This is a genomic window from Kitasatospora sp. NPDC023176 (assembly GCF_055560495.1).
Map to the genome: position 1 here is coordinate 122,805 of NZ_JBVHIP010000001.1, position 12,696 is coordinate 135,500.

Below are 12,696 nucleotides of genomic sequence, written 5' to 3' on the forward strand. Positions count from 1 at the left end.
CTCTCCGAGTACCGGCACGTGCTCGTCGCGACCGTGCATCCCGACGTCGACCTGTCCGAGCTCCCCATGTGCGACCTGATCCTCAACTCGGCCGCTCACCTCATCGCCCGCAGTGCCCGACCAGAACTCGGGCTCATCGGGATGGGCCTGGAGGCGCAGATAGGCATCCCATCCCCTCGCCCCAGCGGCGACACCGCTCTCGGCTGACCACGGATCAAGGACCCTCAGATCATGCGCGCGGCACGTGCAGTCATCACCTTCCCGATCGTCCACCCGAAGCTTGCGACGGTCTCCGCCACACCGGCGCCGTCGGCCGTCGACACCGCTCGCATAGTCCTGGCCCAGGACGACGCCTCCCGGGCCTCGGACGGCTCCCTTGAAGGCCTGCCACCAGTCGAGCTCATACTCCTCATAGAGTGCCTGCGGGGCTCCCTCTCGGATCTCCTACGCCTCCACCATGGCGGCCCACACCACTGGGCTCGGCTGCGGCAGGCGGAAGACGTAAACCTGGCAACCATGAACGTCACCGACCTGCGGTCCATGGCCCGTCAGCTTCGTGATGAAGTGGCTGAACTCGCGGCGTGACACGGGTTGACCAGCCGAAACACCGGCGCACCCTTAGCGGGCCTTTGTACCCCTTTTATCGAAAGCCGCGCACGCGGCCTTCGGCGGCTACAAGAACTCCGGCATCGGGCGAGAGAACCACAAGGCACTGTTGGAGCACTACCAGCAGACCAAGAACCTGCTGGTCAGCTACTCCCCCGACGCGGTCGGCTTCTTCTAGGCCGGCCCCGGACATGAGTGGAGCGGGAGGCCTGACCCGGCCTCCCGCTCCACCGCCACTCCCCGTGGCGGGTCTACCGGGCAAATCACCTGTTTCGGGATCAAAGCACATGAATCCCTCGATTTCTCCGACGCGCCGCCGACATGCCCGGACGGCCCGCGCGAACGCCGTAGACAGGACTTCCCGTTCCCCAACCCCTCCCAGGGAGTCCGGCATGACCATCGCCCCCGCCAAGCTCACCGACCCCGCCGTACGCGCCTTCGTGATCGCCATCAACGCCGGCGACCGCGACGCCTTCACCTCCGCCCTCACCCCGGGCGCGACCATGTCCGACGACGGCTCCGACCGCGACCTCGCCGACTGGACCGAGCGCGAGATCTTCTCCTCGCGCGGCCGCATGGCCGTCCAGACCGAGTCGGACGGCGGCCACGCGCTGGTCGCCGAGTTCACCAACGACACCTGGGGCGCGATGCGCACCGCCTGGCGCTTCACCGTCGACGGCGGGAAGATCAGCCGCTTCGAGACCGGCCAGGCCTGAGGCCGGAGTCCCGGGCTAGCGGCCGAGCCCGAGGCACTCCCGCACCGCGCGGATCAGGTTGCGCGACCGCACGTCCCCGGTGACGCCCGGCTGCATGCCGTTGGTGACGTACCCGAAGCCGAGCCCGAGCTCCGGGTCGGCGAAGCCCAGCGAACCGCCCCGGCCCGGGTGGCCGAAGCTCGCCGGGGAGGCCATCGGCGCGGTGGGGCCGTGCCGCCAGAAGCCCAGGCCGAAGGTGGAGTTGACGATCAGCACCCGGTCCGGGCCGTTCACCACCGGCCCGACCGCGCGGGCCAGCAGCTCCGGACCGAACAGCGGCGGCAGCAGCGCGCCGGATCCGTCCGGGCGGTCGGCCTCGCCGATCAGCGCCGCGTAGAACCGGGCCACCGAACGGGCCGTGCCGATGCCGTTCGCACCGGGGATCTCGGCGGCCTGCACCACCGGGTCGTTCATGTCCACCCCGGGCAGCACCGAGGCGAAGGCCCGGGCGGTCAGCGAGGTCGGGTCCTGGTAGGCGTCCCGGACGGACTGCTTGGGCCGCAGCCGCAGCCCGCTCGGGCCGGTCCGGGCCGCTTCCGGGGCGGGCAGGTCGACCAGCTTGCCGACCCTGGGCGCGGCGTCGGCCGGCAGTCCGATCCACAGGTCCAGCCCGAACGGCCGGGCGATCTCCTCGGCGAAGTACTGTCCGATCGTCCGACCGCTCACCCGGCGCACCACCTCACCGACCAGCCAGCCGAAGGTGTACGGGTGGTAGCCGTGCGCCGTCCCCGGCTCCCAGGCGGGTTCCTGCGCGGCCACCGCGGCGACGGCGCGCTCCCAGGTCAGCACGGACTCCAGGCGCAGCGGCACGTCCAGCGCCGGCACCCCGGCCTGGTGCGACAGCAGCCAGCGCACCGGCACCGCGCCCTTGCCGGCCGCCTTGAACTCCGGCCAGTACGAGGACACCGGCGCGTCCAGGTCGAGCAGGCCGCGCTCGGCCAGCAGCAGCGCGGTGGCCGCGCTCAGGCCCTTGGTGACCGAGCGCAACACCTGGGCGGTGTCCGCCGTCCAGGGCACCGCGGGCGCGGGCCGCCCACCGACCTCCGGCCGGGCGTCGCCGCCCCACAGGTCGACCACCTTGCGGCCGCGCAGGTACAGCGCGAAGGCCGCGCCCAGCTCGCCGTACTCGGCGAAGTTCCGCGCGAAGGCCTCCCGTACGGGCTCGAACCCCTCGGCCGTCTCGCCCCAGATCTCCACCACCGCGTGCCGTCCTCAGGTCGTTCGTCGCCGCCCAGTTGATCGATCCCGCGTTCGAAGCGGGCCCCGAAACCCTAACCTGTCGTCCATGACCAACCCTGCCGAAGAGCTGCTGGACATCGTCGACGACAACGACCGGGTGATCGGGACCGCGCTGCGCGGGGAGGTGTACCGGCAGGGGCTGACCCACCGCTGCGTCTTCACCCTGGTCCGCGACCCGGCCGGCCGGATCTTCGTCCACCGCCGCACCGACACCAAGCTGTTCGCCCCCGGCGCCTACGACATGTGGGTCGGCGGCGTGGTCGGCTCCGGCGAGAGCTACGCCGAGGCGGCCGTCCGCGAGGCCGAGGAGGAGCTCGGCGTGCGGGGCATCGCCCCGCGCCCGATCTTCAAGTTCCTGTACCGGGAGCCCGACGGCGGCAAGCTCTCCTGGTGGTGCGACATGTACGAGGCGGAGTGGGACGGCCCGGTCTCCCCGCAGGAGTCCGAGGTGGCCTGGCACGCCTGGCTCACCCCGGCCGAGCTGTCCGAACGCCTCGCCCGCGACACCTTCGTCCCCGACGGCCTGGAGGCCTACCGCCGCTACCTGGAACTCCACGCCGCGTAGGCACGGGCAGGGCGGGAACCGGCAGGCGGGCGGGACGGGCAGGACAGGCCGCATGGGCCCGCGGACGGCCGCCGGATAGGCTGACGAGCATGGCCTCCCGTACGCCGTCGCCGACGGCCGACCGCGCAGCACGGACCGCCGCCGCACCCGACCGGGGAGCGGCGGCCGGGCGCCCGCGCCGACGGCTGAGCGTGGACGAGCGGCGGGAGCAGCTGATCGCCGTGGCGCTGGAACTGTTCAGCCGGCGCCCGCCGGAGGAGGTGTCGATCGACGACATCGCCGCCGCCGCCGGCGCCTCCCGGCCGCTGGTCTACCACTACTTCCCGGGCAAGCAGGCGCTGTACGAGGCCTCGCTGCGGCGCGCCGGGCGGGAGCTCGCCGCGCGGTTCGAGGAGCCGATGGAGGGGCCGCTGTCGGAGCGGCTGCACCGGGTGATGGGCCGCTACCTGGACTTCGTGCAGAGCCACGGGCCGGGCTTCGCCGCGCTGCTGCGGGGCGGCTCGGTGGCGGCCAGCGCGGGCACCTCGGCGGTGATCGACGAGGTGCGCCGGGCCGCGCACGACCAGATCCTCGCCCATCTGGCGGTCCCCGCGCCGAGCCCCGGGCTGCGGCTGACCGTCCGGGCCTGGATCGCCAACGCCGAGATCACCTCGCTGGAGTGGCTGGCCGAGCGGTCCGTACCGCTGGAGGAGCTGCAGCTGCACCTGGTGCAGGAGTTCGTCGCCTCACTCACCCTCACCGCCGCCCGGGAGCCCGCGCTGGCCGCCGAGCTGGCCTCGTTCTTCGCCGACGAGCGGCCCGACGGGCCGTCCGGGCGCCTGGTCCGGGACCTCGCCGGGCTGTTCGCCGTCCCCGGCATCCTCGAGGCGGTCACCGCACTGGCGGCGGGAGCGCCGTCCGCCGAGACCCGGACCACCAGGACTCAGACCACCAGGGCCCAGACCACCGGGGCCCAGACCACCGGGACGCCGCCCTCCCGGCCCGTGGACGAACCGTCCGCGCAGGCCACGGAGGGTCCCACCGAGGCCCCCTCGGAGTGATCATCGGGTGATCCTGCGGTTCGGTGACGACGGTGGGCTCTGATAGGAATGGGCAGGGACCTGACGGACCGCCGCCCGGGCGGGCCCGGTCCCACCCGAACCACCGACGGCAGACGGAGCAGAGCGGGGGGCTCACCAGTTGACCCAGGACGTCCAGTTCAGTGCGGAGGCCAACCCCTTCGCAGCAGCCGAGCAGGTCTGCGCCACTCTCGGCACGCTCACCGACGCCCTCTTCGACGAGCACACCTCGCGCCACCCGGCGGCCGCGCTGAGCAGCCTGAAACCGGCTGAACACCCCGCCGCCGAGGCGCTCTTCGGCCTGCCGATGGCGCCCAACGGGCCGGTGCACCAGGCCCTCGACCGGCTCGGCACGGTGATCACCGCCGGAACGGCCCGGCCCGGCACCGGCGCACGCGTCGCCGACCGGGTCACCTCCGCGTTGCACAACCGCTACGGCGGCGGCGCGGTGCGCGGCGCCATCGCCGACCGGGGCACCACCTCGGCCGCGCTGTTCCAGCTGCCCGTCACCGGCGAGTTCGCCGACGCCAAGCTGCGCCCGCCGTTCGCCCCGGCACTGGCCGCGCTGGCGGCCGGGCAGCAGACCCGGCGGCCGTTCGAACTGGCGACCGGCGCGGGCGCCGAGGTCCGGCTGGTGGTCCCTCCGGGCTTCCACGCGCTCACCTCCCCCGGCGGACCGGCCGGGGCCTCCGCCCGTACCGTGCCCGCACTCCCGCACGACGACGACCCGACCACGGACGGCGACGGCGCCGACCGGGCCACCGTGGCCGCCGCCGCCGAGCTGACCGGCCACCTGGCCGAGGTCGCCGACGAGCTGTTCAGCGCCACCGGCCGGGAGCCGCGCCGCGACTTCGCGGTGATCTCCGCGACCCTGACCGACCTGCTCCAGGACGCGGGCGTCCGCTACGCGGGCGTGTGCGCGCTGGAGCGCGACGGGCGCGCCTCCGAGGCCACCCTGGTCATCTCGCTCGCCCGGCACCCGCTGCCGATCACCGCGCTCGCCACCGAACTGGCCACCGTACGACGGCACGCCGAGGTCTGGACGGTACTGCTGCCGGCCGGGCCGGCCGCCGTCCTGGTCGAGGGACGGACCGTCCCGGTGCCCGGGGCGCTGGCGGCCGACGGACAGCGCCGCTGGGTCGTCACCTCGGCCGTCCAGGCCTTCGTACCGCTGCCGGACAGCGGGACGGTGCTGTGCGCCCAGCTGTCCACGGCCCGGCCGGAGGACTGGGAGCTGTACACGGAGGCGTTCGCGGAGCTGCTGAAGAGCATCCAGTTCGGCTGGGACGGCGAGCCCGCCACGGCGCCGGGGGCGCCCGCGCCGACGGCCGCCCCAGTGGCGGAGGCGCCGGTCGCGAAGGAGCCGGTCGCGGAGCCGGCCGCCGAGCCGGAGGAGAAGCCGGTGCACCTGCGCGGCACTCCGGTGCGGATCCCGCCCGCCGACTTCAACCCCTTCGCGCCCGTCGCGGAGGAGGCCGCTCCGGTGGCCGCCCCCGTGGTGGGAGAGGAGGAGCCGGCGCCCCGCAGGGGCACGCCGGTGATGATCCCGCCGCCGGACTTCGACCCCTTCGGCATCTCCGGCACCCCCACCACCACGGACGAACCCGCCGCCCAGCCCACCGGTGGTACGGCGGCTCCGGACCCGTTCGGGACGACGATCGCCGCCGACCGGAAGGCCGACCCCTTCGGCACCACCGTCGCCGCTCAGGGCCCCGCTGTCCCGCCCCAGCCCTCCACCCCGCCGCTGATCCCGGCCCAGGCCGCCCCGGTGGCCGCCCCCGTGGTGGGCGAGGAGGAACCGGCGCACCGCAGGGGCACGCCGGTGATGATCCCGCCGCCGGACTTCGACCCCTTCGGCATCTCCGGCACCCCCACGACCACGGACGAACCGGAGGCGGCGGCCGAGGCCGACGCGGAGCCGGAGCACCGGCCGTTCGGCTGACACGGGAAGCAGCGGACAGGCGACACCTGACAGATAGCGGCTGACAACTCACAGATTTCAGATTTCGTTCGCTGACATCTGTGAGTTGTCAGCCGTCTGCTGTCAGCCGTCTGCTGTCAGCTGTCAGCCATCCCTCCCCGCCCGCCCCCGCGCCTCGATCAGCGCCCCCACCCCGTCCAGCATCCGCTCCAGCCCGAACGCGAACAGCGCCTCCAGGCTCATGTCGATCTCCGGCCCCCGGGCCAGCGCGTCGAACATCGGAAACCGCTCCGGGTCCGCCATCAACCGGTCACGGTCCTCGTCGGCCAGCCGGTCCATCCACTCGTCCGCGGACAACCCGCTGTCCTGCTCGGCCTGCGCCTCCCGCTCGAAGTGGACGGCCAGCCCACAGGTGAAGGCCGCCAGACTGACCGAGGCCTGGGCCATCTCCTCCCCGCTCAGCCCCGTCCCCACCAGCGCCGCCATCGCCCGCTCGGTGTGCAGCGCCGCGTCGGGCGCCAGCACCGGACGGGTGAACGACATCGTGGACGCCAGCCACGGGTGGGCCCGGTAGATCCGCCACTGCAGCCGTGAGACCTCCGCCAGCCCCGTCCGCCAGTCCGACACCGGCCCCCCGGGGATCGGCTGCTCGCCGAAGACCTTGTCCATCATCAGCCGCACCAGCTCGTCCTTGCCGGGCACATGACGGTAGAGCGACATGGTCGCGACGCCCAGCTCGGTGGCGACCCGGCGCATCGACAGCGCCGTCAGCCCCTCCGTGTCGGCCACCCGCACCGCCGCCGCGACGATCCGCTCCCGGCCGAGGTCCCGCTCCCCGCCCTTCCCCCGCCGCACACCGGTCGCGGCCGCCGCCCGCCCCGCATCCCGAACCGGAGCCGGAGCCGGAGCCTTGACCGGAGCCGGAGCCGGAGCAGCCGCCGAAACAGGAACAGCGGCCCCAGCAGAGGCCCCAGCCGAAGCCGGAGCCGCCACCACCGTCCCCACCCCCGGCACGGCCCGCACCAACCCCTCCTCCCGGAGCCGGTTGAGCACCTTGGTCGCGGTGGCCATCGCCACGCCCCACTCCTGCATGATCCGCCGGGTCGACGGCACCCGGGCGCCCGGCTTCAACTCCCCCGCCGCGATCCGGCGTCGAAGCTCACCCGCGATCCGCTCCGAAGGCGTCCCGCCGTCCACCACACCCACCACCGCCCGCTCGACCGACCACCGCACTAGTGCACCGCAGCGCACACGCTAGCAGCCGGCCCAGCCTCCAACGAGCGTGAACAGCAGCCCCGTTCAGCCGCCGCGCCGCGCCAGGTGCACCACGTCCGGCACCCCCCGGCTGACCGGGATCTCATGGGTGGCGACGTCCGAGAACCCCGCGACCCGCAGCGCCTCCTCGAAGTCCGGCGACGGCTGGGCGCTCCACACCGCCAGCACCCCGCCCGGCTGCAGCCGGTGCCACAGCACCGCGAGCCCATCGGCCCCGTAGAGCCCGGCGTTGGAGTCGGTGACGGTCCAGTCCGGCCCGTTGTCGATGTCCAGGCACAGCGCGTGGTAGCGCTCGCCGTCGGCCGCCGCCAGGTACTCCAGCAGGTCGGTGTGGAGCACCGCGACCCGCCCGTCGTCCAGCGCACCGGCCGAGTAGGCGCCCAGCGGGCCGGAACGGTGCCAGTCGATGATCGCGCTCTCCCGCTCGACGACGGCGATCCGCCCCCAGCGCGGCTCGGCCACCGCGTACGCGAGCGAGAAGCCGACCCCGAGCCCGCCGATCAGCACCGACGGCGCGGCCACGCCGTCGCCGGTGCGGTCCAACTCGTCCAGCGCCGCCTGGACGAGCAGCCGCTCGGAGCGCCCGTCGGCGGTGTCCATCAGGAAGCAGCCGTTGGCGATGATCTCGTGGTGCCGTCCGCGCCGCCGCAGTACCACCTCGCCGAACGGGCCCTCCCGCCGGTCGAGCGTGACGACGGCCTCGTGGCCGTCCCGTTCGGGCAGTGCGGTGGTCATGCGTACTCCTACTCCTCGACGGACTCGGCAGCCGGCTCGACCCCGTGGGGGGCGATCACCCGCCCGACAATAACCGAGTCCGCCGAGGCCGGGCCCACGCACAAGCCGGGCCCACGCAGCGGGCCCGGCCCGGGTGCGTGGGCCCGCTGCGTGGGCCCGGCTTGCCCCCGTCAGGTCGTGATCAGCACCCCCGCGTACGACACGCCCGCGACGACCACCCACGAGCCGAGCCCGAGCAGCGCGATCCGCCCGCCGGTCCGCGCCATGGTCGGCAGGTGCACCGCGCTGCCGAGCCCGAACAGGGCCGCGGCCAGCAGCAGCTCCTGGGCGTCCCCGGCCAGGGTGAGCGCCTGGTCGGGCAGCACTCCGGTGGTCCGCAGCACGATCATCGCCAGGAACCCGGCGACGAACAGCGGCACGATCGGCGGCCGGCGGCCGGCCTTGCCCGCGTCGTCCGCACCCTCGACACCGTCCTCGCGCGCATTGCGCAGGTTGCGCCGCGCCACCACCGCCACGCCCGCGACCAGCGGCGCCAGCAGCACCACCCGCATCAGCTTGACCAGCACGGCCTCGCGCAGCGCGCCGGGCCCGCCGGTCTGGGCGGTGGCGACCACCTGCCCGACGTCGTGCACGCTCGCCCCGACCCAGCGCCCGAACTCGATCTCGCCGAGCCCCAGCGGGTGTTGCAGCAGCGGCAGTACGGCGATCGCCAGCGTCCCGCACAGGGTGACCAGCGCGACCGAGGAGGCGACGTCCTCCTCCTCGCTGCCGGCCGCCTGGCTGACCGCGCCGATCGCCGAGGCCCCGCAGATCGAATAGCCGGTGGCGACCAGCAGCGGCTGGTCCCCGGGCAGTCCGAGCTTCCGGCCGAGCCACATCGTGCCGGCGAAGGTGGCGGCGACCACCGTGAGCACCATGGCGACGGTGGCCCAGCCGAGGCCGAGCACGTCGTCCAGGCTGAGCTTGAGCCCGAGCAGCACGATCCCGAGCCGCATCAGCCGCTTCCCGGCCGTCGACAGCCCGGGCCTGGCGACCCCGCGGACCACCGGGCGCAGCCCGGGCAGGTGGGCCGCCGCCATGCCGAGCACGACGGCGGCGGTGAGCTTGGGCACGGCGGGAACGGCCGCGTGGACGGCGAGCGCGGCGGCCACCCCGACCGCCGCGAGCAGCAGGCCGGGGGCGTCCCCGCCGAGCGGGGGGAGTGAGCGGGTGCGGGTGGCCCGCTCCCGGAGGGTCAGTGACACGCCGCCGCTCACCGCTCCTGGTCGGCGGGCAGCTGGTAGACCCGTCGGATGCTGGTGCCGAGCCGCGAGACGTCCGCGCCGTACACGTGGATGGAGATGGCGGTGCTGGTGCACGCGTTGCGCACCAGGTGGATGTCGCCGGGCGGGGCGAAGGCCGCGACCGTCCCGGCCGGGCCTGCCACGTGCTCGGTCTCGACCAGTCGGGAGCTGCGCCCGTCGGAGACCAGTCGGTAGCGGGTCTCGCTCTCCTGGCCCTGGTGGACACCCGCCACGCACCAGGAGACGTGGTCGTGGATCGGGGTGCACTGGCCGGGCAGCCAGACCAGGGCGACGACGGAGAAGCTGCCGTCGGCCTCGGCGTGCAGGACGTGCTGGCGGTAGCGCTGCGGGTCGCCCTCGCGCTGGGCGGGGGTGAGCAGCGCGTCGGGTCCGTCGGCGGCGGCGTGCAGGTGCGGGGCGAGGCGTTCGCCGACCAGGTAGGCGGTGAGTTCGGGAGGCAGTCCGCGGTCCACAACGGCGCGGATCTCACTGACCAGTGCGGTCATCCGCTCGGTGAGCCGGTCGCTGCCGACCGTGGCTGAGGGCGTCATACGAGCAGGTTGCGACCCATGGACCTATCACGTCCAAGGAGGTTTTCTAAGCATTACCCCCATACGTGCTTATGGGTCCGAGCCCCGGCTCAGCACCCGACCCGACTGGCCGCCGCCTGCCGCAGGTGGTCCAGCACCAGCCCGGTGGCCGGGATCCGCCGGTGCTCGCGCAGCACGTACGCGCTCACCTGCCGCCGCAGGTGCGGCTCGACGGCCCGCCCGGTGACCTTGCGGTGGCACATGAAGGAGAGCACCAGCGCGGGCATCAGCGCGATCCCGACCCCGGCGGCGACCAGGCTCTGCACCGCGAGGTTGTCGTCGGTGGAGAACACGATGTCCGGCGCGAAGCCCTCCTCCGCGCAGACGTGCAGCAGGTTGGCCCGGCAGCGCGGGCAGCCGGCGATCCAGCGCTCGCCGTCGAGGTCGGCCAGCCGGACGGCGTGCCGGCGGCCGAGCGAGTGCCCGACCGGCAGCAGCACGGTGAGCAGGTCCTCCATCAGCGGGATCTCGTCCAGCCCGTCCGGCACCTCGGTCGCCTGGCCGGGGTAGCGGAAGGCCAGCGCGATGTCGCACTCCCCGCGCAACAGCCGCTGGACGGAGTCCGGCGGCTCGGCCTCCAGCAGCTCGACCCGGACGCCGGGGTGCTCGGCGAGCAGCCGGGCCATCGCCTCGGGTATCAGGGTGGCGTTGGCGCTGGGGAAGGCGCAGACCCGCACCCGCCCGGCGCGCAGCCGGGCGAGCGCGGCGAGCTGCTGCTGGGCGGCGGAGAGGCTGCCGAGGATCAGCCCGGCGTGCCGGGAGAGCGCCTCGCCCGCCTCGGTGAGCCGCAGTCCGCGCCCGGCGCGGGTGAACAGCGGGACGCCGACGGTGCGTTCGAGGGCCTTCATCTGCTGGGTGATGGCGGGCTGGGTGTAGCCGAGTTCCCGGGCCGCCGCCGAGTAGGAACCGGCCCGGACGACCTCGTGGAACGTCCTGATGTGCCGCGAGTCGAACACCGGCTCCATGGCCCCTCCGCCCGGTCGTCTGCCGCCTGCCCTCGCAATCATAAGAGGAATTTGGAGGTCCCGGCTTCGACCTCATCCGCACCTATGGTTCAGTCCCGAACCATGCTCCCCTCCCCGCAGGCCCGCCCGGCCCCCGCCTCGACGCGGAAGCCCTCCCCCACCCGCGGAAGCCCTCCCCACCCGCTCACGCCTGCGCCGACGGCGGCAACCCCATGGCCACCCCCGCCTTGGCCACCGGCGCCCCGCCCCGCACGCTCGGGCTGCGCCGGCTGCGCCGCTCGACCCAGCGGGCGAGCCAGGACAGCAGCAGACACATCCCGATGTAGATCGGCGCGATCACCATCACCACCGGGATGAACGGCAGGTCGTAGTCCAGGTTGGTGGCGATCAGCTTGCCCGCGTGCAGGAACTCCTCGAAGGTGATCAGGAACCCGAGCGAGGTGTCCTTGAGCGCGACCACCAGCTGGCTGATGATGGCCGGCAGCATCGCCCGGTTGGCCTGCGGCACCAGCACGTACGCCATCACCTGGGTCTTGCGCATGCCCAGCGCGTACGCCGCCTCCCGCTGCCCCTTGGGCACCGCGAGCACGCCGGCCCGGAACACCTCCGCCAGCACCGAGCCGTTGTAGAGCACCAGCCCGGCCACCAGCGCCCACAGCGGCTGCGCCTTGAGCGCGACGAAGATGAAGAAGATCATCACCAGCACCGGCATGGCCCGGAAGAACTCCACCACCAGCGTGGAGACCCAGCGCACCGCCCGGTGGTCGGACAGCCGCCCGGCCGCGAACACCGCGCCGAACGGCAGCGCGAACAGCACCGTCCAGCCGAAGGCTCGCAGGGTGTTGCCCAGCCCGCGCAGCAGCAGGTCCTGCACGCCCCGGTACTCGAAGGGCTCCCACTTGGCGTAGGTGAACTGGTGGGTGTGGAACAGCATGTAGACGACCCAGCCGATCAGCGCCGCGATCAGCAGCAGCGCGATCCCGCCGTACAGCCGGTGCCGGGCCAGCGCCTTCGGGCCGGGGATGTCGTACAGCGCCGAGGATTCGACCGTCATCGGGACACCGCCACTCGTCGTTCCAGCAGGTTGAAGACGGCGCTGATGGTCAGGGTGATGATCAGGTAGCCGACGGCGATCCAGACGAAGGTCCAGATGATGCTGTAGCCCAGCTCGTTGATGGTCCGGTAGGTGCCCAGGAGCTCGGTGACGCTGAAGGAGCCGGCGATCGCCGTGTTCTTCGCCAACGCGATCATCACACTGCCGATCGGCGCCACCACCGAGCGGTACGCCTGCGGCAGCACCACCAGGCCCATCGTCTGCCCGAAGCTCATGCCCAGGCTGCGGGCCGCCTCGCCCTGCCCGGTCGGCACGGTGTTGATGCCGGAGCGCATCGCCTCGCAGACGAAGGCCGAGGTGTAGCAGCCGAGGGCGAGCACGGCGAAGGTGTAGAAGGGCAGCGTGATGTTGAACCGGGGCAGCCCCAGCACCACGATGAAGAACAGCAGGGTCAGCGGCGTGTTGCGCAGCAGCGTCACCCACACCGTCCCGAACACCCGCAGCGGCCGGACGGGCGAGACCCGGAAGCCCGCGATCAGTACGCCCAGCACCAGCGACAGCACGGCGCTCACCGCGAACAGCGAGATCGTGCCGAGGAAGCCTTCCCAGTAGGTCGACCAGTTGTCGGTCAGCGTTTTCACGGCGCGGCC

Annotated in this window: 13 protein-coding genes and 2 pseudogenes; 7 read left to right on the forward strand and 8 right to left on the reverse strand. The window is 73.4% G+C overall.

The features are described from left to right. Positions 1-18 precede the first annotated feature (18 nt). From ACZ3YL_RS00905 to ACZ3YL_RS00920, 4 genes and pseudogenes are all read left to right on the forward strand, one after another. Positions 19-207 carry a hypothetical protein gene (locus ACZ3YL_RS00905; protein ID WP_465654514.1) on the forward strand — a complete coding sequence of 63 codons (189 nt, stop codon included), beginning with the start codon at positions 19-21 and terminating at the stop codon, positions 205-207. Between the two features lie 24 nt (positions 208-231). Continuing rightward, positions 232-585 (forward strand): hypothetical protein, encoded by a 354-nt coding sequence (locus ACZ3YL_RS00910; RefSeq protein ID WP_465654516.1) that lies wholly within the window; start codon positions 232-234, stop codon positions 583-585. A 67-nt stretch (positions 586-652) separates the two neighbouring features. After that, positions 653-784, forward strand: a pseudogene (locus ACZ3YL_RS00915) (aldehyde dehydrogenase family protein); the annotation flags it as partial. 214 nt (positions 785-998) lie between these two features. Then, positions 999-1,322, forward strand: coding sequence for a nuclear transport factor 2 family protein (locus ACZ3YL_RS00920; protein WP_188305695.1), 324 nt, complete (start codon positions 999-1,001; stop codon positions 1,320-1,322). Positions 1,323-1,337: 15 nt separating this feature from the next. Here ACZ3YL_RS00920 and ACZ3YL_RS00925 read toward each other — a convergent pair whose 3' ends face one another. Next, on the reverse strand, positions 1,338-2,561 hold the full coding sequence (locus ACZ3YL_RS00925; RefSeq protein WP_465654518.1) for a serine hydrolase domain-containing protein: 1,224 nt from the start codon (positions 2,559-2,561) through the stop codon (positions 1,338-1,340). An 85-nt stretch (positions 2,562-2,646) separates the two neighbouring features. On the opposite strand from ACZ3YL_RS00925, the gene ACZ3YL_RS00930 reads away from it, so the two are divergent. The 3 genes and pseudogenes from ACZ3YL_RS00930 to ACZ3YL_RS00940 all read left to right on the forward strand — a co-directional run bounded on the left by ACZ3YL_RS00930 (position 2,647) and on the right by ACZ3YL_RS00940 (position 6,165). Next, on the forward strand, positions 2,647-3,165 hold the full coding sequence (locus ACZ3YL_RS00930; protein WP_188305693.1) for an NUDIX hydrolase: 519 nt from the start codon (positions 2,647-2,649) through the stop codon (positions 3,163-3,165). Between the two features lie 185 nt (positions 3,166-3,350). Next, positions 3,351-4,061, forward strand: a pseudogene (locus ACZ3YL_RS00935) (TetR/AcrR family transcriptional regulator); the annotation flags it as partial. Between the two features lie 283 nt (positions 4,062-4,344). Beyond that, positions 4,345-6,165, forward strand: coding sequence for a hypothetical protein (locus ACZ3YL_RS00940; RefSeq protein ID WP_465654521.1), 1,821 nt, complete (start codon positions 4,345-4,347; stop codon positions 6,163-6,165). A gap of 123 nt (positions 6,166-6,288) precedes the next feature. Here ACZ3YL_RS00940 and ACZ3YL_RS00945 read toward each other — a convergent pair whose 3' ends face one another. From ACZ3YL_RS00945 to ACZ3YL_RS00975, 7 genes are all read right to left on the reverse strand, one after another. Beyond that, on the reverse strand, positions 6,289-7,377 hold the full coding sequence (locus ACZ3YL_RS00945) for a TetR/AcrR family transcriptional regulator C-terminal domain-containing protein (protein WP_465654523.1): 1,089 nt from the start codon (positions 7,375-7,377) through the stop codon (positions 6,289-6,291). A 66-nt stretch (positions 7,378-7,443) separates the two neighbouring features. After that, positions 7,444-8,154, reverse strand: coding sequence for a spermidine synthase family protein (locus tag ACZ3YL_RS00950; protein WP_188305691.1), 711 nt, complete (start codon positions 8,152-8,154; stop codon positions 7,444-7,446). A 170-nt stretch (positions 8,155-8,324) separates the two neighbouring features. Further along, a complete protein-coding gene (locus tag ACZ3YL_RS00955) occupies positions 8,325-9,392 on the reverse strand; it encodes a YeiH family protein (RefSeq protein ID WP_188305720.1) in 1,068 nt (355 codons plus the stop codon). Between the two features lie 14 nt (positions 9,393-9,406). Then, a complete protein-coding gene (locus ACZ3YL_RS00960) occupies positions 9,407-9,988 on the reverse strand; it encodes a cysteine dioxygenase family protein (RefSeq protein WP_188305690.1) in 582 nt (193 codons plus the stop codon). Between the two features lie 89 nt (positions 9,989-10,077). Continuing rightward, positions 10,078-10,983: a LysR family transcriptional regulator gene (locus ACZ3YL_RS00965; protein WP_188305719.1), complete on the reverse strand. Its 906-nt coding sequence runs from the start codon at positions 10,981-10,983 to the stop codon at positions 10,078-10,080. A gap of 193 nt (positions 10,984-11,176) precedes the next feature. After that, entirely contained in the window at positions 11,177-12,046 is an 870-nt protein-coding gene (locus tag ACZ3YL_RS00970; protein ID WP_188305689.1) for an amino acid ABC transporter permease, read from the reverse strand. After that, the gene (locus ACZ3YL_RS00975; protein ID WP_188305688.1) at positions 12,043-12,687 is read right to left on the reverse strand and encodes an amino acid ABC transporter permease; all 645 of its coding nucleotides are present in this window, start codon (positions 12,685-12,687) and stop codon (positions 12,043-12,045) included. The genes ACZ3YL_RS00970 and ACZ3YL_RS00975 overlap by 4 nt, the downstream gene beginning before the upstream one ends. Positions 12,688-12,696 lie beyond the last annotated feature (9 nt).

Bases quoted from the DNA above. Each gene is read 5' to 3' on its own strand.
- ACZ3YL_RS00910 (WP_465654516.1), top strand. From the start codon at position 232: ATGCGCGCGGCACGTGCAGTCATCACCTTCCCGATCGTCCACCCGAAG.
- ACZ3YL_RS00920 (WP_188305695.1), top strand. From the start codon at position 999: ATGACCATCGCCCCCGCCAAGCTCACCGACCCCGCCGTACGCGCCTTC.
- ACZ3YL_RS00930 (WP_188305693.1), top strand. From the start codon at position 2,647: ATGACCAACCCTGCCGAAGAGCTGCTGGACATCGTCGACGACAACGAC.
- ACZ3YL_RS00950 (WP_188305691.1), bottom strand. From the start codon at position 8,154: ATGACCACCGCACTGCCCGAACGGGACGGCCACGAGGCCGTCGTCACG.
- ACZ3YL_RS00960 (WP_188305690.1), bottom strand. From the start codon at position 9,988: ATGACGCCCTCAGCCACGGTCGGCAGCGACCGGCTCACCGAGCGGATG.
- ACZ3YL_RS00970 (WP_188305689.1), bottom strand. From the start codon at position 12,046: ATGACGGTCGAATCCTCGGCGCTGTACGACATCCCCGGCCCGAAGGCG.